Raw genomic sequence first — 21,055 nt, forward strand, 5'->3', positions numbered from 1 at the left:
GCTATGCTTCGTCAGCAAGCCAGCGTTCGACACTGTCAGCGTTTGCCCCACGGCGGTGAACTATTCGCTCTGATACATCAACAACTGTGGAGCCACCACCAGGCGTTTCCCCGCCGTCGATAACGACCGCGGCGTCGTCTCGGATTGATTGGTCGACCTCGCTAACGCGGTGGGCACTACCGGTTCCGCTCACGTTAGCGCTTGTCGCCGTAATCGGCCCTGGACCGTCGGCGAGTGACCGGGACAGCTCGTGGTCTGGAATTCGAAGGCCAACCCGTTCACGCCCGGCCGTCAACACGTTAGGCACCATCGAGCGTCGCTCGACGACTAGTGTTATCGGTCCTGGCAAGAACTGTTCTGCAAACGCCGCTTCACGCTCGGTCAGTGAGACGTACTCCCGACCAGTTTCGAGGTCGGGAACTGCCATCGAGAGTGGCTTCGAGCGGTCACGGCCTTTTATGCTGAAGACCTGCTCGACGGCGTCAGGGTCAAGTGCATCGGCACCAAGCCCATACACCGTTTCCGTCGGATAAACGATGAGATCTCCGCTGGCTATCGCTTCGTGTGCCTGTGTCAGTTCAGTATCAGACATTCCACTCACGCTGTAAGCTCCGTCGCAACTGCCGACTCTAGGTCGTCGTAGTCAGGGAACGCTGGCCACTCCTTGGCCACCCAACTGTACTGGACAATACCGTCAGTGTCGATAATGAACGTTGCGGGACGAGGCTCGCTGATACCTGCCATCCCATCGAGGCTGTGAGCGATATCGTACTGCTTGGCTACACCATTTGTCGGGTCAGAGAACAACCGGAATCCCGTCTCTTCGAGGGTACGGTCCTCGATGAACGATTCGTGCTCGTATGGCGTCGAAATCGAGAGACCGACAACCGTCAGGTCGTACTCGTCGAACTTGCGGTCGCGGAGTTCGTTCCAGATATATGTCGCCGGGAACGCGCCGTCCATCGGATAGAAGACGAGCAAAACGGGTTCGTCCTCGTACAGGTCCGCCAGCGAAACATCGTCCCAGTACTCAGCATTGACTAACGGGCGAGTAAACACTGGTACCTCGTCGCCGGCAGTCGGATGTTCTGTCTCTGGCAGGTCGACAACATCGAACTCCATTGAAGTTAGGCTCCTCCCTCCGAAACAGCAGGCTGCCCGTTGTCAGCAAGCGGGCCATCTTCGCCGTACATTCCTTCGAGATACTCGACAATATTTGCACTTTCGGCCATGGTGACGCCGGTGTTTTCGTCAACAATTGCTGGCACCGTTCGTTTCCCGGTAAGACGTTTTACTGCATCACGGTCTGAGTGCATCGGCTCGACAAACCGAGACTGGTACTCCACGCCAAGATCCGAGAGAACGGTAACGACTCGTTCGCAGTACGGGCAGGCCTGCAGTCGATACAGTGTGATTACTGGCTCACTCATGTACTGTTGTTGGGGGGTCAACAGTCTAAATTCTTTGCACCCAGTCATTTACCGGACATCTCTATGGAGACGATAAGACTTAATCCCGGCCCCTGTCAACGTTTGGTCCAATGGATAGCCTCCGTCTCGTCGAGTATCCGAGTCTGGCCGTCCAGTCTACCGTGGAAGCGGCAATCCAATCTGTCTCTGTATTCGGAGCCGAAATTCCGAACACATACTTTGCCGCAACCGGTGTGTTAATAATTATCATCCTCCTCGGGCTGTCGGCGTTTTTCTCCTCGTCCGAGATTGCGATGTTTGCTTTCCCCAATCACCGCATAGAACCGGCAGTCGATGAGGGAAAACGGGGAGCAACAACGCTGCAAGATTTAAAATCAGACCCACATCGGCTGCTCGTGACAATTCTTGTCGGAAACAACCTTGTCAATATCGCCATGTCTTCGATTGCGACCGGGTTCTTGAGTTACTTCCTTGCAAGTCAGAGTCTGGCCGTCTTCGTCTCTACGCTTGGCATCACTGCGCTAGTCTTGCTTTTCGGTGAGAGTGCGCCAAAATCATACGCAATTGATAATACCGAACCGTATGCGCTCAAGACAGCTCGACCGCTCAAGCTTGCGGAGATACTGCTGTTACCACTGGTCATTACGTTTGATTACTTGACGCGAGTAGTCAACAAGCTCACAGGGGGGCGGTCTGCTATCGAAGAAGGATATGTGACACGTGACGAGATTCGAGAAATCATCGAAACTGGCGAGCGCGAGGGCGTCCTCAATGAAGAAGAGCGACAGATGCTTGAGCGAACGCTTCGATTCAACCGCACCATCGTCAAAGAGGTAATGACGCCACGACTGGACATGACGGCCGTTCCAAAAGAAGCAGATATTGACGAGGCCATCGAGACGTGTATCCAGAGCGGTCATGAACGATTGCCCGTCTACGACGGTGAACTCGATAACGTGCTCGGTGTCGTTCATATCAACGAGCTCGTTCGAAACAAACACTACAGCAACGGAGGCGTCGATCTTGAAGACGTTATCGAGCCGACGCTCCACGTCCCTGAATCAAAAAACGTCGACGACCTGCTTCATGAGATGCGAGATAATCGTATCAACATGGTCATCGTCATCGACGAGTTCGGAACGACCGAAGGTCTGGCCACAATGGAAGACCTCGTCGAAGAGATTGTTGGAGAAATCCTCGAAGGTGGTGAAGACCAGCCATTTGAGTTCGTCGACGACGATACGGTAAAAGTCAAAGGTGAGGTGAATATCGACGAAGTAAACGAGGCGTTGGATATCTACCTTCCCGAGGGTGAAGAGTTCGAAACAATTGCAGGATTCGTGTTCAACAGAGCTGGGAGACTTGTCGAGCAAGGCGAGATAATCGAGTACGAAGGGCTAGATATCCTCGTCGAACAAGTCGAGAACACACGTATTATGAAAGCACGAATCAGCGGACTGGCTGAATACGAACAGCAAGACACAGAAGAACCCGTTGAGCAAGAAGATATCTAAAACACTGTTGTGAGCGTGAACAGGACGTAGCCAAGCACGAGTGCAACGGCAAGTGAAGCAATCCACGCAAAGATAGTGTAGGCGATTTTTCTGGCACTGATTTCACCCGTCCCATCACGCGCTGCGAACCCGCTTCCGACGATAGCTGAAACGATAATCTGGTTGAACGAGACGGGAATTCCAAAGAAGACAGCCGTCTGAGCCAGCGCGAAGGACGGAATAAGCGCAGCGATAGATCTGTTTGGGCCCAGAGCTGCGTAATCCTGTGAAATTGCCTTAATCATTCGAGGCGCGCCTGTCCAAGAACCAACGAGCAGCCCCAGACCACCTCCTAAAAGCACTGCGATAATTGGCACATCGAAGTCGCCAAGCAGTGGCACCAGCGGTCCAAGCGCCAGCCCCACCTGACTCCCACCTGCCGAAAACGCCACTAGACCACCGAGTACCAGCAGGAATCGGCGCTGTGCGACTGTTTCATTTTGTTGCATCTGCGAAAAGAGAAGCCCACCAGTCAGACAGCCGACTGCAACGGTTGCGCCAACCGAGACGACCAGTCCACCGCCGACCACTTCAGTGATTGTCTGAGCAAGAGAGGACTGTTGATCTCCCGGTGCAAAGAAGACAAACTGGATGTTTGCGAGCAAAAGACCGATAACTGCGCCAAAAAGTGGAATCGCAGCCGGGTTCGGGACGGTATCGGTTCGGAGTATCCGAGCTACTGTGTATGCAACTCCCCCACCGACAAAGGGCGTGCCAATCCAGAGTGTCGCAATTTCGCTGTATTTCCCCCATGCAGGGTCACCACCCATCGCCAGTCCGACGCCGATAACGGCTCCAGTAACGGTAAAGGCCGTTGCTATCGGGTAACCGGTGAAAATACCGATGGCAACAAGCCCCGCCGCGAGCAACAGTGCAATAGTCGCGGCGAGCGCCGAAAGTTCAGCGTTCCCGGCTATCAGCTCCGTCCCGACGGCTTCAGTTACGTTTTTACCCTGAAGCACGGCACCGGAGAGACCAAGAATTCCAACCAGAAAGCCAGCGCGCATGACCGAGATAGCGTTCGCTCCAACCGCGGGCGCAAACGGGGTCGAGCCTGATGAACCCGCGCCGATAGCCCAGGACATGAACATGCTTGCAACGCCGGCCACTGCGAGTGTAACGACTCCGCCAAATCCGACCATCTACCTGCCATTCAGCACCGAAGCGTATGAGGGTGCTGGTCGGCTCGTTGTTTGCCAGTTTGTCTCACTCACCGTTGACCGAACCGTTTGTTTACGCTGGGGAATAAATAGCAGCTATGTATGCAGTCGTTGGCTGTGACGCGTGTAGTGCCCTGTGGATTGTCGATGGGGAACCTGAAACCAGTCAGTGTCCCCGCTGTGGAAAAACTCGTGGCCATCACAAGCGCCGTAAGTTCATAACTACTGATGACGAAGACCACGCACGCGAAGTGCGGTCGTCGATGCTTGCTTCAAGACAGGGCCATAGCGACGCCTTTGCTGAACTGGATTCGTTTGCCGAGTTGGATGCTGTCGTTGAGGAAAGCGGTATCGACGACGAAACGTACCTGCGGGAATCAGGTCTAAATGTGTCTGAAGTGCAGGAGGCGGCTGAGGACGATTCGACGAGTACAAGCAGTCCTAAAGCAATAATTCGGGAGGCACTTGAAACGCTCCCTGAGCCCACCACCGAGACGATAACAGCCTACGCCAGTGAGCGTGGTGTTCCTGCTGCCGATACTGAACAGCTATTAGAGAAACTCCGAAGAAGTGGTGAGGTGACGAAAAATAACGAGCAGTATCGGCTGCTGTAATCACTACAGGTACTGTTTTTCTTTTCGCTTCATCACTTCTCGGTCACGAGAAACACAACTGCAGCTACTCAGTCGCCGGACTGGACAGCAACCTGTTCAGTCTCCCCTTCGGCTTCAGCCTCGCGCTCTTCTTTTGCTTCTTGTTCTTTCTTATCTTTAATCTTTTTCAGCCGGAAAATCTCTTCGCGTTCTTGTTCTTCGAGCTTTTGCTCGATATACTCCTGATTTTCACGAAGTTCGGGAAGGAGCTTGAACTCAAGTGCATTAACGCGACGTTTGGTTGTTTCAATCTCGTCGAGCATCTTTTTCATCGCAGTTTCGACCTCGGCAGCGAGAATAATCGACTCAATCAACTCCTCGTACGCTTCGGCAGCCTCGTCGATACGGGCACTCGTCCCGAGTACACCGTACCCGCGTTCCTGTAGATCCTTCTGGACTTTCGTTGACTCAATCTGTGGTACCACGACACCCATGATATTCTTGGATTGGGTGGTTATCTCGGGGTGTTCTTTCAGTGCGGATGCAGCGCCCCGGACAGCAACGTCACCTTCCATTGCGCGTGCCATGTCGATGGCGCGCTGGGCGTCCTGATAGTCGGCTTCGAGACCCGAGCGAACGTCTTGTGCTTGGTCAAGAATCTCTTGGAACTCCATAATGAGGCCGTCACGCTTTTTCTCTAGCGTGTCGTGCCCACGCTCGGATAGCTCGATACGCTCCTCGATCTCCATCAGGTTTTTCCGCGTGGGTTTAACGTCCTTGGCCATTTGGGAAGGGTTTGTACACCGAGGCAGTTAACCGTTTTCAGTTATCGCTACCGTTGGTCGATTCACTGTCGTCGGTATCAGCCACTACTTCACCTTCTGTCGGCGTGTTTCGGCTGTAATACAGCTGTGACGCCCAGTAGATAAGCCCTCCAAGCAACAGCAAGTCAAACAGGAGTTGATTTGGCCCACTGTCTGTGGTGAACTGATAGGCCCAGAGACTAAGCAACGCAACCATCAACACGCCAAAACCATTCCTCGCTGCCCGCAGTATGGGGTCGGTGTTGTTCATTGGCTGGTAGTAGCCGTCGCTTCTATTTAGACGCATTCCTTGCACTGTTTGGGGCCTTGCGAAAAAAGACGGTAGTCGTTTGTACTAGTACTGGTGGGTGACAGGAACTACTGGTAAGGTGTCAGGGCGCAGGTGGCGTATCACCCGTTTCCCCAGTCGTGCTTGTTGTCCGTTCTTTGACCGCATCAAGCACCTGATGACTCCGGAGCAGGATGATACCGAAGCCGACCTTTGCGGCGAGGTCGAGCACCATGAATCCTGCAGTCTCGAAGTATAGTCCGTCTTCGGGACCGGGAAGAACACCAACACCTTCTGTGCCGACAAGCCACCAGACCGGGTAGACCAGCCACAGAACGAGTATCAGATTACGCAGCGTACTGAACGTACTCTGTGTACTCGCTGGAAGGTCCTTGACTCGCTCGGTCAACGATGTAAATAAGAAATACAGCAACACGAGCAAGAGTCCAGTACTGACACCCCACCAGACGAGGCGGTTAGCAACAACTTCGTCGAGTAGCGGTGCAGTCGCTAGCGTCGCGATAGCGCCAGTACCAATCATCAGCACGTCAAGCCCGATGAGCGTCCCGATAGTGTTACGATCAGCGCCTGCGAGCAACGCGAGGTCATACAACAGCAGTGGTGTTGTTATCAACCAATCTGTGTATCGAGCCCAGTATATCGCGTACGTTTCACCTTCGTATGTTATTTCTATTAACCCAAATCCGGTTGCCATTGAGAGGTAGTTTACGAAGGCAATCGCAGTTATCATTATCGTCGCGATATAGAACTTCTCGCGACGAGAGTCGTTTACGTTCCATCCCCGGATGATGAAGTACAACATCCCGAGGAACATGCCTGCGGTTCCTAGCCAGAGCCATAACGCTTCACTTCCTGGTTGTGCCATGGTTACACATTCCAATTAGTTGTTATAGGTATTACATTCCATACCCAATATAATTGGTTGATTAGGTGGTACTTACAGCGAATAAATATGTTCTAGTTACTGTTTATCGTAGAATGCTTCGAGGAGCTTTCGTTTGGCACTGCGGAGATGTTGATGGAACGTTGATTGACTAATTCCCATGCCTCCGGCAACATCCTCACCGTTTGCCCGTCGTGGCCAGTCGAAGAATCCACTCACATATGCCGTCTTGAGGGCATCGCGCTGTCGGTCTGTCAGTGCAGCGTTGACTTCACTCACGAACTCCTGATTGGTCCGTTGCGGTCGCTGGTTTTCGAGGTACGATTCCAAAACGGCGTTTGGGACTCGCATCTTAAACTCCTCGACGAACTGCCTGGGGTCGGTGTCTTTTGGCAACTGGACAGTCACTGTCCCGGTTCTCCCTTCTGCGACTGCGTCGGTGATTGTCCCTCCTCGCTCAACCACGACATCGACGAGCGGTGAGGAGCTAACAGACAGCCGAATCAGGCCCCTGTTTTCTCTCCCACTCCGGATTACTGACGCTTTCTTTACCTCTTGGCGACGTTCGGCGGCAACAACTATTTCAGTCGGTGGGGCTCCCTCAACGTCGAAAAATAACACAGTACACGAATCTTCGGTCCGAGAGATGGTCCCGACATGTTCAAGACGACAATCAAGTGATGAGGTAACCCCGACGAAACTCTCTTCGGGACCGACTGTCAGTCTCAGTTCCATTACGGCATCTCCCTGTACCATTGACTGCGTTTGGACCGCGTTCAGCGCTGTCCCAATGATACGACCGATAGTTGAGAGCACGATAGTCTCGTGTTCATCGAACTGATGGTCTTCCTCTGCACAGATACCAACGACGCCGTACGTTGCCTCTCGATATGTGACGGGGACGACCGCGTGGGTTGGTAATGAACTGTTTGGCAACTCAGTATCGTTTTGTACCGCTACTGCGGCGCTCGTTTCAGGCCTGATATCGGAGTTGTCACTATCTAATACAACCTGTTCGGTTGAAAGTGCCCGCTCGACAAGTGGTGTTGGTGGTGTCACCTGTCCCTGACCTGTTTCACACCCGGATTGTGCCTGTGCATCTACTGTAATTTCTTGCTCTACCGGTTCCTGCTTGCCAATCCAAGTCAGCGTGTAGCCGTTTGCCTGAACAAATGCATCACAGACCTGTTGCTTGATTGTTGACTCCGTTCGTGCATGAATTACTTGTTCCGAGACATCCTGAAGTAATCCCTCGATTCTCTCAAGTAACGACTCGAATTCGGCCTGTTTTTGTTCTAACTGTTCGGCGCGGGACTGTGCTCTAATCTCGGCTTCCTTGCGTTCTGTTACATCGGTCTGATAGCCGACATAATGTGTTGCTTCCCCATCCTCCCACCGAATCGGTGCAATTTCGACCCGATTCCAGAATTTGGCTCCATCTTTCGTGTAGTTACGTAGCTCTACGGCAGTTTCCGCGTCGTTCTCTATTGCCTCCCGCATCTGGTCGACTTTTTGCTGGTCAGACTTCCCGTTTTGTAGAAATCGACAGTTCTGGCCCAGTGCCTCTGACGCCGAGTAGCCAGTCAGTCGCTCGAACGCATTGTTGACGTAGACAAGCGGCTCGCCTGTCACCCGCATATCGGCAATCGTAATGCCTGCAGGCGCCCGGTCCATTGCCGTGTCCTTGAGCGACTCCTCGATTAGGTGGTCCTTTGTTCTCTGTGTCTCAGCGACATCTAATACCCGTTCGACCAGTTGATTTAGCTGGCTATTGTGGGGTGTCTTTGGAATATACTCTGAAACACCGGCAGTTACCGCATCACTGGCTATTCGCTCGTTCCCATCACCTGTAAAGAGGACGAACGGAATCTCACCGTACGTTTCGCGAACAGACTTGAGAAAGGAGATGCCTGTTTCGAGTGGAAGGTCGTGTTCGCTAACGATGCAAGCAGGGCGACAAGCAGCGAGGTGTTCTAGTGCATCTTCGCTGTCTGGGGTCACATCGACTGTTACTGATAGCTCTTCGAACGCGTCTCTTACCCGCTCTCGTGTCCCCTCGTCCGGGTCGACGTACAGTACCCTCAGCTTTCTTCCCCGTTGAGACGACATATAATAACTACTGTCGCTTCACTTATCAGTGTTCACCACAGCCTCACCGTGGCTGGGCACTGATATCAAAATCAATAAAAGCGAATGACAGTATCAGTCAGCAGTAACTTCTTCAGCTTCGGCGTCCTCATCGTAGTGCTCGTCGATGAGGTCTTCGTCGATACGGCTGAGGACATCTTTCGGAAGCATAGACAGTAGGTCCCAACCAATGTCGAGTGTCCCGTCGATATCGCGGTTCTGCTTGAAGCCTTGTTCAATGAACTCGTCTTCGAAGCGGTCCGCGAAGTCGAGATATTTGTTGTCTAGGTCCGACAGTGCCTCCCGACCGACAATGTTCACGAGGTCACGCTTGTCTTCGCCCTCTGCGTACGCTGCATACAGCTGGTCGGAAACATCGCCGTGGTCTTCACGCGTAAGCCCCTCGCCGATACCGTCGTCCATCAGCCGGGAGAGACTTGGCAGGACATTGACTGGCGGTGTAACTCCCTGAGAGTTTAGGTCTGGGTCGACGATTATCTGTCCCTCCGTAATGTATCCAGTAAGGTCCGGAATCGGGTGTGTAATGTCGTTGCTGGGCATTGTCAGGATGGGGATCTGCGTAATTGACCCCTCTTCGCCCTTGATACGACCGGCCCGTTCGTAGATCTGTGCCAGGTCGGTGTACATGTATCCGGGGTAGCCACGACGGCCAGGGACTTCCTCGCGTGCTGCACCGATTTCCCGCAGTGCCTCACAGTAGTTGGTCATGTCCGTCAGGATAACCAGAACATGATAGTCTTTCTCAAAGGCAAGATATTCCGCGGTGGTCAGCGCCAGTCGCGGCGTAACTGTCCGTTCGACTGCTGGGTCGTCCGCGAGGTTCATGAAGACAACTGAGCGCTCAAGTGCACCGGTTCGCTCGAAGTCGTCCATGAACTCGTTTGCCTCTTCCTGTGTAATCCCCATCGCGCCAAAGATAACTGCGAACTCGGAGTCATCGTCGTCGCCTTCATCTTCTGCTTCTTCAGGGACAGTTGCCTGTCGGGCAATCTGCAGTGCGAGGTCGTTGTGTGGTAGCCCTGCTGAGGAGAAAATCGGGAGCTTTTGCCCCCGAACGAGCGTATTCATGCCGTCGATGGCGGAGACACCCGTCTGGATAAACTCTTCTGGATACTCTCGTGAGAAGGGGTTGATTGCTTCACCAACGATGTCTTGTCGTTCTTCGGGGACGATATCGGGACCGTCATCGATAGGTCGACCGGAACCGTCGAGAACGCGACCAAGGAGGTCCTCCGTCACGGGCATTTTCAGTGTCTCGCCGATGAATCGAACCGACGCGTTGCGGTCGATGCCATCAGTCCCCTCGAAAACCTGAATCGAGACGAGCCCATCGCTCGTTTCGAGTACCTGTCCACGCTTGGTCTCTCCGTCGGGTGTCTCGATCTCAACAATCTCGTCGTAGCCGACCGGTTCGTCAACCTCGGCAAAGACCAGCGGACCGCTGATTTCGGTAATCGTTTTGTATTCTTTCATTGTTAGTACAGCTCCCGGAGTTGCTCGGTGATGTCTTCCTCAATTCCGGAGACAAATTCGTCTGCCTCGTCGTCGGGCGTCGTGCCAATACGGTTCAGCTGTGGCGTCGCGTCGATGTTTTGTATCTCGTCGACCGGAACGCCCGCCTCAAGAGCCTCGAAGGCCTCATCGTTGAACGTCTTGATTCCTTGAAGAATTCGGAAGGTCTTTTCTGGCGGCGAGTAGCGGTCGACACCGTGTAGCGCGTTCTGTTGGAGCCACGCTTCACGGAGGTAACGCGCAACTTCCAGCGTAAGCTGCTGGTCGTCTGGGAGTGCATCTTTCCCGACCAGTTGAACAATCTCCTGTAGCTCGCTTTCCTCGTCAAGCACGTCGATTGCCCACTGGCGCTGACTTGACCATTCTTGGTCAACGTTACTCTCGAACCACTCGTCAAGCTGATCTCGGTACAGCGAGTAGGAGTCGTTCCAATTAATAGCCGGGAAGTGGCGACGCTCTGCAAGGTCTGAGTCAAGAGCCCAGAAGGCTTTGACAATACGCAGTGTATTCTGCGTGACTGGCTCTGAGAAGTCACCACCTGGCGGCGAGACAGCACCGATTGCCGTCACCGACCCCTCTTTACCATTGATTGTCTGATAGTAACCCGCCCGCTCGTAGAACTCGGCGAGCCGAGCTGCGAGGTATGCGGGATACCCTTCCTCACCTGGCATCTCTTCAAGCCGCGAAGAGATCTCACGCATGGCTTCTGCCCACCGAGAGGTGGAGTCTGCCATTAGCGCCACGTCGTATCCCATATCACGGTAGTACTCCGCGATGGTGATTCCCGTATAGATACAAGACTCGCGAGCCGCAACGGGCATATTCGACGTGTTTGCGATTAGACAGGTACGGGCCATCAGTGGGTTCCCTGTCTGTGGGTCTGGGAGTTCCGGGAAGTCGTCGATGACCTCGGTCATCTCGTTGCCACGTTCGCCACAGCCAATGTAGACAACGATGTCGGCATCTGCGAACTTCGCAAGCGACTGCTGTGCAACCGTTTTTCCAGAGCCAAACGGCCCCGGAATAGCAGCCGTTCCGCCTTTAGCAATCGGGAAGAGTCCATCGAGGATACGCTGGCCACTCACGAGTGGCTTTTTTGGCGTATACTTTTCAGCAGCCGGGCGCTGTTTGCGGACCGGCCACTCCTGGCGCATCGAAATCTCTTCGCCGGTGTCGAGCTCTGCAACTGGTTGCTCAACGGTGAAATTACCGCTCTCGATTGAGACGATTTCTGCCGTCTCACCCTCCTCGAGAGCGTCAGGTGGCACCATCACTTTGTGGTCGATACTCTCGGTTTCGGGAACGATACCGATAACCTCTCCACGTGTTACCTCGTCTCCTTCTTCGAGTTCAGGCGTGAACTCCCAACTTTTTTCCAGGTCGATACCCGGCGAGTCGACACCGCGGTCGAGAAACGCCGAGTCCATCTTGTCTTCGAGGACATCCAGCGGGCGCTGGACACCGTCGTAAATCGTATCCAGCACACCTGGTCCAAGGTCGACTGACAGGGGCGCACCTGTCGACTCGACCGGCTGACCCGGCGATACACCCGATGTTTCCTCGTACACCTGGATTGTCGTAATGTTCCCTTCGATTTCGATAACTTCGCCCATCAGCCCCTCGTGACCGACGTAGACAACGTCGTTCATCCGCGCGTCGAGGTCGACCGCAGTCACGACGGGGCCGCTTACGCTCTCGATGACGCCGTCTTCACGGACGTCGGATTCTGTTGCTTGACTCATGTTAGTCTTCGTCCTCCATCAGATCGATACCGATTGCTCGTTTTATCTGCTCACGCAGATTGCCGCTGCCTGTGCCGCCTCCGAGCGTGACGACGACGGGTTCAACGCTTGTCTCGACGGCCTCGCGCACGTCCCGTGAGAGGTGTTCGAGGTCGTCATCGTGCATCACGACGATGCCAATGTTGTCATCCTCCATCGTCTCGGATACAGCATCGTCAAGTGCGTCGTCTTTCTCTTCGTCGGGCACGTTCTCGAACTTTCGTACGCCAGCCAGCCGGAATCCCGTTGTAAACTCCGGGCTTCCGACGACTGCGATTTCTTGACTTCCTGCACTCATGTTACCACCAGTTCCTCTTCAACCTCTTCGACCGTGAGACCGACCTCTCGGCCGCGGGCGATTGCCCGAATATTCTCTATTTCGCGCTCCTTGGCGAGGATGTACGAGAGTGCAGAGCAAATGGAGACTGGATAGGTATACGAAAGCGCATCCGAGTACTCCAGCAGTGCCGAGTCCAGTGCGTGTTCGAACTGAATGAGACTTTCTGCCTCATTTAGGTCAGACAGCGCACTCGAAAGCTCATCACCATATGTGCTTTCACGAATGTAGTCGACAAATTCCTCGAAGTTACCTACGAGTTGGCGGAGCTGTCCTTCCTCGAACAACTTTCCACCTTCGATGTAGTACTCATCCGGGTTGAGATCCGTCCCAGTTCTCGACAGTCTGAGTGCGTTACGGATGTTCCGGAAGTCAATTTCTGCCTGGAGCACGTCCAAGTAGAGTCCGTCTGGCGTGTTCCGGTCGACTATCGTCGTGTTGATTCCGTCCAGCAGGTTCTCGTAGAACGTCTTATCGATAGCGTTCTCTAGGGGCACAAGCACTCCCTGCTCGTCGAACTCCTCGTAGGCAGCTTCGAGTCCCTCCTCGAAGAACGTCCCTGTGAGCAACTCGACAACTTCTTCGACGGAACCTGCGGCTGCCATCTGGTCGAGTACTGTATCACCGAACTCGCCAGCACGGATGAAGTCCGTCGAAATCTCGTCTGTGTCTGCCCCGGAATAGACACCACGGATTGCCGTTTTGGCGTTCCAGGCGTCAAATTTCCGGAGGTAGTTCGCAATCTGCGTGTACAGCGTTCCTTCTGCCCAGTCGAGCAACTGGTCGAAATGCTTCGCCAGATTCTCGTTGAGCGTGTATTCGATGAGGTCAACGCCCTTGTGGCGGGAACCGAGCGAGTTCATCTCCGCTTCGTACTCGGTTTCTTCCATGTAGCGAGCGATTTCACCAGTCCCCATCCGGACGAGTTTACGATAGTCTTCTTCGTTGAAAAGCGCCGCTCGGCGCGCCCTCACGCGAGAGTTGACGTACTCCGGATTTGAGGTTCCAGCCTGGCTCATTGCTCGAAGAGCGTATCGCTTATCTCGCGGAGGTTGTTCTCCCAAACCTCCTCGAGAATCGAGTCAAACGTGTTCTTGACACGAACACGCGACTCATTACTTTCAACGACGACACCACCGAGACAGTCGTATTCGCCCGCATACTCGAAGCCATCGTACTCCTCGAGAAGCGATTCCAGTAGGTCTTGGTCATCGGCCGTCCCGTAGACGTCGACAGCCGCACCGTCGTCGACCTCGGCGGCGGCCGCATCCAGCAACGCCTGGGTCAGCTCCTCGCGCTTGTCGTCTTCAAGCGTCGCAATCTCCTCTTCGACATCGGCACGAACCGACTGGAGAACATCACGACGGGCTTCGAGACGGCTCTGTTTGGCTTCCAGCTTGGCACTGGACATGCGTTGTTCGCGCTCCTGTTCTATCTGGCTCTCCGCATCAGCCAGAATGTCCGCGCGAATCTCATCCGCGTCGGCTTCAGCTTTGTCGATGATCTCATCGGCTTCGGCTTCTGCCTCTTCGCGGATCTCTTCCGCACGCGCGCGGGCTTGCTCTCTAATGTCTTCGACGACGGTATCCAGAGTCATAGGTTGGGTAGTGGGGTTACGTTACACCACGAAGATGGTGACGAACGCGATAATGATGAGCGTCTCCGGAATCGCAGTGAAAATCAGGCCCGAAACTAGGTTGTCGCTGTCCTCGGCGACGGCACCCACTGCGGCGGACCCTATCCCTCGCTGTGCATATCCTGTTGCAATTGCAGCCAGACCAACTGCGATGGCGGCTGCGGCTTCTTTGGTCAGTGCAGGTGATGCAGACGACGCATCTGCCGTCAGTACAGCATTCGTCAGTTCAGGTAGTGCTTCGAACATGGTTTTTGATGTTAGTTGTCAGTAGTGTAGCTTCTGTCGTATCCGAACGGTTGGTAGTTCTTTCCACCGCCTTCATAAAACTTCTCAAAGAACTCGAAGTATTCCAGCCTGATAGCCTGTATCGCCGCTGTGCCACCGACTGCCAAGACAACTATGTGTCCAACAATCAGGACTGGTAATCCGAGTATTGCACCTTCGAGACCGAGGCTGAGGGGCCCGAGTGCAAACTCCGACCCCATATTGGCTATTCCGCCAAAGACGAGTTCCGCCTCTTCACCGTGTGGCTCGTACCCTGGCTTATACTCGTACATGTAGTGGAAGCCTTCTTCGTCTCTGTACGCACCCCAGTACAGCAGATTCACGGCAAGAGCCATTCCGGCCTTTGCCAGCAGTACCGCCGTTAGTCGGGTGTACGACAGCGTATGGGCAAGCGGTGCAAGGAACTCGAACGCTTCGAACCACGGGCCGGTAATCAGTATCCCGAGACCGGCCACGAAGGCAAGAAGCCCGAGCATCCCTGCAATTTCGGGGAAGCCAGTGAAGCCCAGTCCGAATGGGTTCCCGTTGAGCGCTGCGTTAGTGCCGATAAGGAACGATGGCTTGCTTCCGTTAAACAGGGTGCTGAAGATGAACACCCAGAGGCCATTCAGCATCAACAGCCACGAGCCAACTTCGACGACTGCTGCCTTCGCCCCGTGCAGTTGGAACTCCTCAACGAAGTTGAAGATGTAGCCGATGTTAAGATGGATCCAGCCAGCGATGACTGCAACGACTAGCCACGCTTTGGCCCACATTGTGTCGGAAATACCCTTTTCGAGTGGCGGATGCGCGCCGAACCACTCAAAGAAGTGTAATCCGAGTATCTCACCATACAGGACGCCAAAGGCCATAGTGAAGACGCCAAGCCACATGACGATCTTCCCGAAGTCAACAAGTCCCTTTGACTCGACTTTGCTGACTACTCCGTAGCCAAGTGTCACGTAGAGCAGTCCGTATCCCACGTCTCCGATCATGAAGCCGAAAAACAGTGGGAACGTAAGGAACATCGCAATCGTTGGGTCGAGCTCCGAGTATTTCGGCCGGTTGACGGCCTTTACTAGTAGTTCGAACGGCCCAATGATGTTTGGATTTTGCTGGATGACAGGGGGATTGTCTTTGACAGTAACAACCCCGCTGTCGGTACCGCCATCGGTTGCAACCTCAGTGCCGGTATCAGCATCCTGTGGCTCTGTCTCCTCACTGTGATGACCGTCATGAGGGCTGTTGGTATACCGTGCCCGTTCGATCTCTTTGATTTCGAGGCGTCCGCCGACTTGTTGGTCAAGTTCCTCGGTGAATGCCACGTATTTCTCGGTTGGCACCCATCCTTCGACGATGAACGAACGCTCTGTCGTGGCGAACCTAAGCGGTGCCTCGTACTTTTGAGCCTCGATAGAGAGCTTTTCCTCGAGCGCGAGCAAGAAGCCCGCGTGCTCAACTTTCATCTCTTCAAGCTCAGCTTCGGTCCGTTCGAGCTTCGTCTGGACTTCCTCGTACTCGTGTTTGAGTTCTTGGACGTTCGTGGTTGGGTTACCTGTCGTCTCAGGCACGTCATAGGCACTGAACGGCACGCCAACCATTGCGTCTTCAAGTGCCCCATCTGCCTGTTCCTGTGCAAAGACAGCGACACTGTAAGTGCCACTGAACACATCATAGGCGTCGATGTCCTCGCTCTCTGCGAGTGCGCTTTCGATGGCTGTTGAGTCACCTTCACCGACACGGACCGCAAGGGAGTCGTACCCCCAGAGAAGGTCTAGGTCCATTCCGAGGTCAGCGAACAACTCCATTTGGTCAAGTTGTTCCTGAATCTCGCGTTGTCTGCCCCGAAGCTCGTCGCGTCTATCGTCGAGCTCGTTAATTTCGGTTCGAATCTCTTCGAGTTTCTCTTCAGCATTGTCGAGGCTGACTGTGGCAGTCGAGCCAGCATCGTCCTCGCTGATATCGAGCGTACTCTCGATTGCCCGCACGGTGACGAGCATGCTCGACGTTTCGTCGGCTCCTTCGAGGGAGTCTCCAGGCTGGAACCCCTCCCAGGAACCGTCGTAGTCCGTGATGTGGACCAGGTTCTGATCGTGCATCGTCTCGATAACCTCGTCCATGACGGACTTTGCGCCGGTCACCGAGACTTTCGACATTTGCTCAGGTCTGAGCATGTACCGCCTCCGTGAACAGCTCGACCGTGTGTTCTATCACCTCGTCGACTTGCTCGTCTGCGGCTGCCTCTAACTCATCGCGTTCTGACTCGCCGTCAGCGATAATTTCTTCTCGTTCGCTTTCGATGTCTTCTCGGGCCGTTTCGATTCGCTCGTCGGCCTCTTCTTGAGCGTCTGTCTTGGCCTCTTCGCGAATCTCCTCGGCTCGTTCACGCGCCTCGGTGACACGCTCACGGGCCTTGGCTTCGGCCTCCTCGATTATCTCGTCGGCCTCTGCTTCGGACTCCTTGATTCGTCGTAACACCTCTTGCTTGGGCATTCCTCAATCGTCTGGTTGTAACAAGAAAGCCTATATGGTAGTTGCGAAATGGATTTTGGATGCTATTGACTCACATGGGGCTGTCATATCCCAAGTAAAGACACCACAGATTCGCCAGATTATTGCACTCGGACGCCAACATATCAGCGATGGGTATCCTCGAAAACAAACAGCGGGCACGGCTCTTTTACCGATATCTCTCGAAGGTGTACGACCGCATCAACCCCTTCATCTGGAACGAAGAAATGCGCGACGAAGCTATCGAGATGCTTGATATCGGGACAGAAGACGAAGTGCTCGATGTGGGGTGTGGTACCGGATTCGCTACTGAGGGGCTGCTCCAGAAGAGTGAACACATCTACGGACTTGACCAAAGCCGGCATCAACTTGATAAGGCATTCAAAAAGTTCGGCAAGCACGGCAAGGTACAGTTCCATCTTGGCGACGCCGAACGATTGCCCTTTGCCGACGACAGGTTCGACGTTGTCTGGTCATCTGGCTCAATCGAATACTGGCCCAATCCGGTAACTGCACTTAGGGAACTGCGGCGGGTTGGAAAACCAGGTAGTCAGGTTCTTGTCGTCGGTCCTGACTATCCGAACTCGACTGTCTTCCAGAAGGCGGCTGACGCGATTATGCTCTTCTACGACAAGAACGAGGCCGACAGGATGTTCCGAGAGGCTGGGTTCGAGGAGTTCGGACACACGATACAGCAGGCTAGTTCAAACAGTCCTCGGGCGATAACAACAATCGCTCACGTGCCTGACCCCTCACCGTAGGGAACCCCGCGCTGGCCTGTGGCTCCCGGCATGACCTGTGTTTTATACCAGTATCAAGATAAAGTCCAAAGCCTCAGCCGTATGCGCACTTCAATTTGCTGTTGTTTTGGTGTCGAAAATAATTGTGTTGTCGACAACTATCTGTACTGCAACAGTACTGCCTCGCTCAATAAGTGGGCTGTTCGTTGTGGCAAGTTGGAAGCTTGTCTGTTGTCCTGTCCGCAATCTGTTTGGACTCGCAGTATTAAACGCTCCGTCTGGCCCGCTTTTGAACCCATCTGACGCAAAAAATGGGACTGGTGGTTGATAGACAAGAGGCTGATCATCGACAGTCACGTGAATATCTATCCGGGACACATCGAGAGATTCTCCACCGCGGTGTGACAGCGTGACCGTGTCGGTTGTGGCGTCGGCTGAGACAGTAAACGTGGCACGAGGTGGCGGCTCTGAGACATCTATCGTAACTGTCCCAAGCACTGTCATCGACAACAGAAGGGTAAGAGCTACGAGCGTAATGACGCCAATTACCGGCGAGAGAGCACGGTCCATAATCGGCTCTGTGTTCTTTTTCGTATATGAACTGTAACACCGGTCTCATGCTCATCAACGCCACGTGGGCACGTTAGCTAGGGGAAGACAAGAACCGAGACCTGATCGCCCGCGTCTGTCTGTGCAGTAATCTCGAACGGTCCAAGCGGCTGGATAGTATAGAAATCTTCGCCGGACGACAGCGTGGTAAGCTCCTCGTCGTCAATAGAGAGTGTAATATTTTGTGCATCAAGGTCGGCAGTTTCGATAATTTCGACTCGCATCGGGCCTGTCGGATTTGTTAGCTGAACGTCAAGCCGTAGCCCGTTTTCGGTGGTCTGCGTGAAGTCAGTTACCGGGACCGAGAACGGGTTTTTCTCCTGTAACTCGTAGAATGGGTTGGTGGTTCCACCATCGACATACGTCTGTAGCTCTCCGTGTGTGTGACTCGCCTGCAGACGGTACACTGCGGTGTCGCCGAATCCGCGCACCTCGGACTGTGCGGCGTCACTGACGGCCCAGGGGTACAATGCCTGAGCACGCGCGAACGCATCGTCCGCTTCGGAGCGTTCGCCATCTCCAAACTGTAGCGGGATTTCGTACTTTCGCTGTTCAGGCAGAGTTGCTTGCCGAAGGAACGTGTCGCCCTGAACTGTCGCCAAAACGAGCGATTCATTTCCTCCCTGAACGTACAAAGGCGTCTGCCCACCGGTTGTGAACCCGCTTTCGAGGTGTGAGACGATAGGCGACGGCAACAATGCGAACTCGCCCATCAGACTCGAATACTGGCTCGAGACACGGTCTAACGCTGGCGTTCCGGATTTGACAGTTTCTGCTAGACGCACGTACTGGTCGGCGGTGACGCCAAGCCGGACTATTTCCCGAAAGAGCTGTTCGGTCTTCATCTCGCCCGTACCGTACTCCCTGTAGAGTTGCCTTTTTTGTTGTTCGAGGGTACGGGCATTCTGCTTGAGACGCTGCAATATCTCCATGGCGTCCCCTTCGGCGTCATCTGTTGTCGCCAGCTTGTTTCCGAGTCGACGTACTTCTTGGGCGCCTTGTAGTCGGAGTGCATCTCCCTGCACTGCACCGGACACATCTAGCGTTGCTGTTTTGTATGTCTGTTGTGTGACGTTCTCTACTGGCGGCGACAGATAGTTGCTGGAGTTCTCCACGGCGATTATCGAGGTGTTTGACTGTTGCTCTTGACTCCACGCCAACGATCCGGAACCAGCCGCCGCTACCACGCTGCCCCCAGCGATTATCAGGACTCCGAGACAGAGCAGGAGTGGAAGCATTCGTCTGGAGGGAAACGACATTCTACAAGATTCTTTCTTGTGATTATATAAAAAGTCCCCGGACAGGCTCTCTCAGACATACGGTACTCTTCGACTCATAGCCAAACTCTCCGGGCACGAGCACGGCTGAAACGGTTTATACAGCAGGCTAACGTTTTATGGAAAAGGTTTTCCCCCGCCGGAGTAAAATCGGCTACATGCCTACGTCGCTTCGAGGTACCCTCCCCATACTCTGTCTGAGTATGGTTGCTGTTCTGGTGATTTTTGGTGCTGTCGCGCCAGGAACGGTACTTGGTTTCTCCTCCGCCGGTGAGACCACTGCTGATACCTCATCTTCTCTTTTTGCACAGGAAGCCAGCACACAGACAGTTGAATCCAATACCACATTTATTGTCGAGTTGCAACCGAATGGTGATGCTCACTGGCAAGTTGTCGAGCATTTCGAACTTACCTCCGACGAAGACAGAGAAGCGTTTGAAGATCTCGCCGATAATTTTGAGTCCAAGAGCGTGGCCGGGGCTGACCTCGGGTTCGCAACATTTCAGCGGGCGGCCGAGTTGATTAACGGAGAAGTAGATCGTGATCTCACAGTTACCAATGAAGAACGGTCTAGTTCTGTGGACCTTACGTCTGGAACGCTTACCCTCTCATTTACCTGGGAGAATTTCGCCCGAGTCGATGGAGACCAACTTGTGCTTGATGATATCTTCGAGAGTGGAGATACTCTGTGGTTCGAGCAACTGACTGGTGACCAGACACTACTGATCAAAGCACCAGATGGGTTTGGGTTCGATGATGCAAACGTGTTACCCGAAAATGGGACCCTCAAGTGGCAGGGGCCGACTACGTTCACCGCTGAATCACTACAAGCTGTCCTCATTGGTACTGGAGTCGACACTACGACACCAGTGCCGTCTCCTTCGCCGACTGAAGTGCCTCCTCCTAACAATTCTAGCTCGTCGTTCGGTTCGTTCCTGTTTGTAATGGGTGCCATTGGACTACTGGGCGTTGTTGTCGTTGTTGTGGTGATGATGGGGGGACATGACCACCTCAAGACAATACTCATGGGTACGAGAACCAGCGATGATGAGACAACAGATGACTCTGAGCCTGCTCCTGGCTCCCAGGAGACAAGCCAATCAGCTGAACCAGAGACTGCCTCTGAACCGGAAACAGACTCCGAGCCAGATGTTGAACTATTAAGCGACGAAGAACGCGTCGAGCGATTACTCGAACAGAATGGGGGTCGAATGAAGCAGGCGTCGATTGTCAAAGAAACCGGCTGGTCAAACGCAAAGGTCTCGCAACTCCTTTCGGCTATGGAAGAGGATGACCGCATCGATAAACTTCGTATCGGCCGTGAGAATCTCATCTCTTTCCCCGAAGAAGACGTTACTGAAATTGGCGATAGCTAACACGCAAAATAAACACACTGTTTGTTTTATCACACTGGAGAGAGATAGAACAGATTTTGAGTGTCTAAAACACCCGAGTGTGTTATGTGGTAAACACCGCCACTGTTTACGAGCGAACCAATAACGTTTATC

At 53.8% G+C, this 21,055-nt stretch carries 22 protein-coding genes; 4 read left to right on the forward strand and 18 right to left on the reverse strand.

All coding sequences use genetic code 11. The features are described 5' to 3' along the window. Nucleotide 1: 1 nt before the first annotated feature. From N5098_RS03835 to N5098_RS03845, 3 genes are read right to left on the reverse strand one after another with little or no spacing between them, the layout of a single operon-like run. A complete protein-coding gene (locus N5098_RS03835) occupies nucleotides 2-592 on the reverse strand; it encodes an L-threonylcarbamoyladenylate synthase (RefSeq protein WP_267636524.1) in 591 nt (196 codons plus the stop codon). A 5-nt stretch (nucleotides 593-597) separates the two neighbouring features. After that, complete coding sequence (locus N5098_RS03840; protein ID WP_267636371.1) at nucleotides 598-1,122, reverse strand: peroxiredoxin family protein; 525 nt, start codon at nucleotides 1,120-1,122, stop codon at nucleotides 598-600. Between the two features lie 5 nt (nucleotides 1,123-1,127). Continuing rightward, complete coding sequence (locus N5098_RS03845; protein WP_267636372.1) at nucleotides 1,128-1,430, reverse strand: glutaredoxin family protein; 303 nt, start codon at nucleotides 1,428-1,430, stop codon at nucleotides 1,128-1,130. A gap of 110 nt (nucleotides 1,431-1,540) precedes the next feature. Between N5098_RS03845 and N5098_RS03850 the strand changes: the two genes are divergently transcribed. After that, nucleotides 1,541-2,944, forward strand: a complete 1,404-nt coding sequence (locus N5098_RS03850; protein WP_267636373.1) for a hemolysin family protein — start codon at nucleotides 1,541-1,543, stop codon at nucleotides 2,942-2,944. On the opposite strand, the gene N5098_RS03855 is transcribed toward N5098_RS03850, so the two are convergent. Next, nucleotides 2,941-4,125, reverse strand: a complete 1,185-nt coding sequence (locus N5098_RS03855; RefSeq protein ID WP_267636374.1) for an inorganic phosphate transporter — start codon at nucleotides 4,123-4,125, stop codon at nucleotides 2,941-2,943. The genes N5098_RS03850 and N5098_RS03855 overlap by 4 nt on opposite strands. Before the next feature lie 116 nt (nucleotides 4,126-4,241). On the opposite strand from N5098_RS03855, the gene N5098_RS03860 reads away from it, so the two are divergent. Further along, nucleotides 4,242-4,757: a DUF5817 domain-containing protein gene (locus tag N5098_RS03860; RefSeq protein ID WP_267636375.1), complete on the forward strand. Its 516-nt coding sequence runs from the start codon at nucleotides 4,242-4,244 to the stop codon at nucleotides 4,755-4,757. A 68-nt stretch (nucleotides 4,758-4,825) separates the two neighbouring features. On the opposite strand, the gene N5098_RS03865 is transcribed toward N5098_RS03860, so the two are convergent. The 12 genes from N5098_RS03865 to ahaH all read right to left on the reverse strand — a co-directional run bounded on the left by N5098_RS03865 (nucleotide 4,826) and on the right by ahaH (nucleotide 16,903). Continuing rightward, entirely contained in the window at nucleotides 4,826-5,521 is a 696-nt protein-coding gene (locus N5098_RS03865; RefSeq protein ID WP_267636376.1) for a V-type ATP synthase subunit D, read from the reverse strand. A gap of 37 nt (nucleotides 5,522-5,558) precedes the next feature. After that, on the reverse strand, nucleotides 5,559-5,846 hold the full coding sequence (locus N5098_RS03870) for a hypothetical protein (RefSeq protein ID WP_267636377.1): 288 nt from the start codon (nucleotides 5,844-5,846) through the stop codon (nucleotides 5,559-5,561). Between the two features lie 85 nt (nucleotides 5,847-5,931). Further along, complete coding sequence (locus tag N5098_RS03875; protein ID WP_267636378.1) at nucleotides 5,932-6,714, reverse strand: bacteriorhodopsin; 783 nt, start codon at nucleotides 6,712-6,714, stop codon at nucleotides 5,932-5,934. Between the two features lie 96 nt (nucleotides 6,715-6,810). Next, nucleotides 6,811-8,841, reverse strand: coding sequence for a bacterio-opsin activator domain-containing protein (locus N5098_RS03880; protein ID WP_267636379.1), 2,031 nt, complete (start codon nucleotides 8,839-8,841; stop codon nucleotides 6,811-6,813). A gap of 93 nt (nucleotides 8,842-8,934) precedes the next feature. Beyond that, a complete protein-coding gene (locus tag N5098_RS03885; protein ID WP_267636380.1) occupies nucleotides 8,935-10,353 on the reverse strand; it encodes a V-type ATP synthase subunit B in 1,419 nt (472 codons plus the stop codon). A gap of 2 nt (nucleotides 10,354-10,355) precedes the next feature. Further along, a complete protein-coding gene (locus N5098_RS03890; RefSeq protein WP_267636381.1) occupies nucleotides 10,356-12,134 on the reverse strand; it encodes an ATP synthase subunit A in 1,779 nt (592 codons plus the stop codon). 1 nt (nucleotide 12,135) lies between these two features. Further along, nucleotides 12,136-12,471: a V-type ATP synthase subunit F gene (locus tag N5098_RS03895; protein ID WP_267636382.1), complete on the reverse strand. Its 336-nt coding sequence runs from the start codon at nucleotides 12,469-12,471 to the stop codon at nucleotides 12,136-12,138. Continuing rightward, a complete protein-coding gene (locus tag N5098_RS03900; RefSeq protein ID WP_267636383.1) occupies nucleotides 12,468-13,529 on the reverse strand; it encodes a V-type ATP synthase subunit C in 1,062 nt (353 codons plus the stop codon). Before N5098_RS03900 ends, N5098_RS03895 begins: the two co-directional genes overlap by 4 nt. Further along, entirely contained in the window at nucleotides 13,526-14,107 is a 582-nt protein-coding gene (locus tag N5098_RS03905; protein ID WP_267636384.1) for a V-type ATP synthase subunit E, read from the reverse strand. Before N5098_RS03905 ends, N5098_RS03900 begins: the two co-directional genes overlap by 4 nt. 21 nt (nucleotides 14,108-14,128) lie before the next feature. Next, nucleotides 14,129-14,392 carry an ATP synthase subunit C-like protein gene (locus N5098_RS03910; RefSeq protein ID WP_267636385.1) on the reverse strand — a complete coding sequence of 88 codons (264 nt, stop codon included), beginning with the start codon at nucleotides 14,390-14,392 and terminating at the stop codon, nucleotides 14,129-14,131. An 11-nt stretch (nucleotides 14,393-14,403) separates the two neighbouring features. After that, nucleotides 14,404-16,584 carry a V-type ATP synthase subunit I gene (locus tag N5098_RS03915; protein WP_267636386.1) on the reverse strand — a complete coding sequence of 727 codons (2,181 nt, stop codon included), beginning with the start codon at nucleotides 16,582-16,584 and terminating at the stop codon, nucleotides 14,404-14,406. Continuing rightward, entirely contained in the window at nucleotides 16,571-16,903 is a 333-nt protein-coding gene (gene ahaH, locus N5098_RS03920) for an ATP synthase archaeal subunit H (RefSeq protein WP_267636387.1), read from the reverse strand. Before ahaH ends, N5098_RS03915 begins: the two co-directional genes overlap by 14 nt. A gap of 149 nt (nucleotides 16,904-17,052) precedes the next feature. Here ahaH and N5098_RS03925 point away from each other — a divergent pair, with 149 nt between their 5' ends. Next, nucleotides 17,053-17,682 (forward strand): methyltransferase domain-containing protein, encoded by a 630-nt coding sequence (locus N5098_RS03925; RefSeq protein WP_267636388.1) that lies wholly within the window; start codon nucleotides 17,053-17,055, stop codon nucleotides 17,680-17,682. 90 nt (nucleotides 17,683-17,772) lie between these two features. Here N5098_RS03925 and N5098_RS03930 read toward each other — a convergent pair whose 3' ends face one another. After that, a complete protein-coding gene (locus tag N5098_RS03930) occupies nucleotides 17,773-18,231 on the reverse strand; it encodes an archaellin/type IV pilin N-terminal domain-containing protein (protein ID WP_267636389.1) in 459 nt (152 codons plus the stop codon). 77 nt (nucleotides 18,232-18,308) lie between these two features. Then, complete coding sequence (locus tag N5098_RS03935) at nucleotides 18,309-19,508, reverse strand: DUF7094 domain-containing protein (RefSeq protein ID WP_267636390.1); 1,200 nt, start codon at nucleotides 19,506-19,508, stop codon at nucleotides 18,309-18,311. A gap of 197 nt (nucleotides 19,509-19,705) precedes the next feature. Here N5098_RS03935 and N5098_RS03940 point away from each other — a divergent pair, with 197 nt between their 5' ends. Next, on the forward strand, nucleotides 19,706-20,923 hold the full coding sequence (locus tag N5098_RS03940) for a helix-turn-helix transcriptional regulator (RefSeq protein WP_267636391.1): 1,218 nt from the start codon (nucleotides 19,706-19,708) through the stop codon (nucleotides 20,921-20,923). The last annotated feature ends 132 nt before the right edge of the window (nucleotides 20,924-21,055 follow it).

This window comes from Halovenus rubra (assembly GCF_026586665.1).
Taxonomy (GTDB): domain Archaea; phylum Halobacteriota; class Halobacteria; order Halobacteriales; family Haloarculaceae; genus Halovenus; species Halovenus rubra.

What these genes read in the sequence shown, in the direction of transcription:
- N5098_RS03925 (WP_267636388.1), top strand. Translation starts at nt 17,053, where the DNA reads ATGGGTATCCTCGAAAACAAACAGCGGGCACGGCTCTTTTACCGATAT.
- N5098_RS03840 (WP_267636371.1), bottom strand. Translation starts at nt 1,122, where the DNA reads ATGGAGTTCGATGTTGTCGACCTGCCAGAGACAGAACATCCGACTGCC.
- N5098_RS03865 (WP_267636376.1), bottom strand. Translation starts at nt 5,521, where the DNA reads ATGGCCAAGGACGTTAAACCCACGCGGAAAAACCTGATGGAGATCGAG.
- N5098_RS03890 (WP_267636381.1), bottom strand. Translation starts at nt 12,134, where the DNA reads ATGAGTCAAGCAACAGAATCCGACGTCCGTGAAGACGGCGTCATCGAG.
- N5098_RS03880 (WP_267636379.1), bottom strand. Translation starts at nt 8,841, where the DNA reads ATGTCGTCTCAACGGGGAAGAAAGCTGAGGGTACTGTACGTCGACCCG.
- N5098_RS03855 (WP_267636374.1), bottom strand. Translation starts at nt 4,125, where the DNA reads ATGGTCGGATTTGGCGGAGTCGTTACACTCGCAGTGGCCGGCGTTGCA.
- N5098_RS03935 (WP_267636390.1), bottom strand. Translation starts at nt 19,508, where the DNA reads ATGCTTCCACTCCTGCTCTGTCTCGGAGTCCTGATAATCGCTGGGGGC.
- N5098_RS03895 (WP_267636382.1), bottom strand. Translation starts at nt 12,471, where the DNA reads ATGAGTGCAGGAAGTCAAGAAATCGCAGTCGTCGGAAGCCCGGAGTTT.
- N5098_RS03915 (WP_267636386.1), bottom strand. Translation starts at nt 16,584, where the DNA reads ATGCTCAGACCTGAGCAAATGTCGAAAGTCTCGGTGACCGGCGCAAAG.
- N5098_RS03870 (WP_267636377.1), bottom strand. Translation starts at nt 5,846, where the DNA reads ATGCGTCTAAATAGAAGCGACGGCTACTACCAGCCAATGAACAACACC.
- ahaH (WP_267636387.1), bottom strand. Translation starts at nt 16,903, where the DNA reads ATGCCCAAGCAAGAGGTGTTACGACGAATCAAGGAGTCCGAAGCAGAG.
- N5098_RS03905 (WP_267636384.1), bottom strand. Translation starts at nt 14,107, where the DNA reads ATGACTCTGGATACCGTCGTCGAAGACATTAGAGAGCAAGCCCGCGCG.
- N5098_RS03875 (WP_267636378.1), bottom strand. Translation starts at nt 6,714, where the DNA reads ATGGCACAACCAGGAAGTGAAGCGTTATGGCTCTGGCTAGGAACCGCA.
- N5098_RS03850 (WP_267636373.1), top strand. Translation starts at nt 1,541, where the DNA reads ATGGATAGCCTCCGTCTCGTCGAGTATCCGAGTCTGGCCGTCCAGTCT.
- N5098_RS03860 (WP_267636375.1), top strand. Translation starts at nt 4,242, where the DNA reads ATGTATGCAGTCGTTGGCTGTGACGCGTGTAGTGCCCTGTGGATTGTC.
- N5098_RS03930 (WP_267636389.1), bottom strand. Translation starts at nt 18,231, where the DNA reads ATGGACCGTGCTCTCTCGCCGGTAATTGGCGTCATTACGCTCGTAGCT.
- N5098_RS03900 (WP_267636383.1), bottom strand. Translation starts at nt 13,529, where the DNA reads ATGAGCCAGGCTGGAACCTCAAATCCGGAGTACGTCAACTCTCGCGTG.
- N5098_RS03845 (WP_267636372.1), bottom strand. Translation starts at nt 1,430, where the DNA reads ATGAGTGAGCCAGTAATCACACTGTATCGACTGCAGGCCTGCCCGTAC.
- N5098_RS03835 (WP_267636524.1), bottom strand. Translation starts at nt 592, where the DNA reads ATGTCTGATACTGAACTGACACAGGCACACGAAGCGATAGCCAGCGGA.
- N5098_RS03910 (WP_267636385.1), bottom strand. Translation starts at nt 14,392, where the DNA reads ATGTTCGAAGCACTACCTGAACTGACGAATGCTGTACTGACGGCAGAT.
- N5098_RS03885 (WP_267636380.1), bottom strand. Translation starts at nt 10,353, where the DNA reads ATGAAAGAATACAAAACGATTACCGAAATCAGCGGTCCGCTGGTCTTT.
- N5098_RS03940 (WP_267636391.1), top strand. Translation starts at nt 19,706, where the DNA reads ATGCCTACGTCGCTTCGAGGTACCCTCCCCATACTCTGTCTGAGTATG.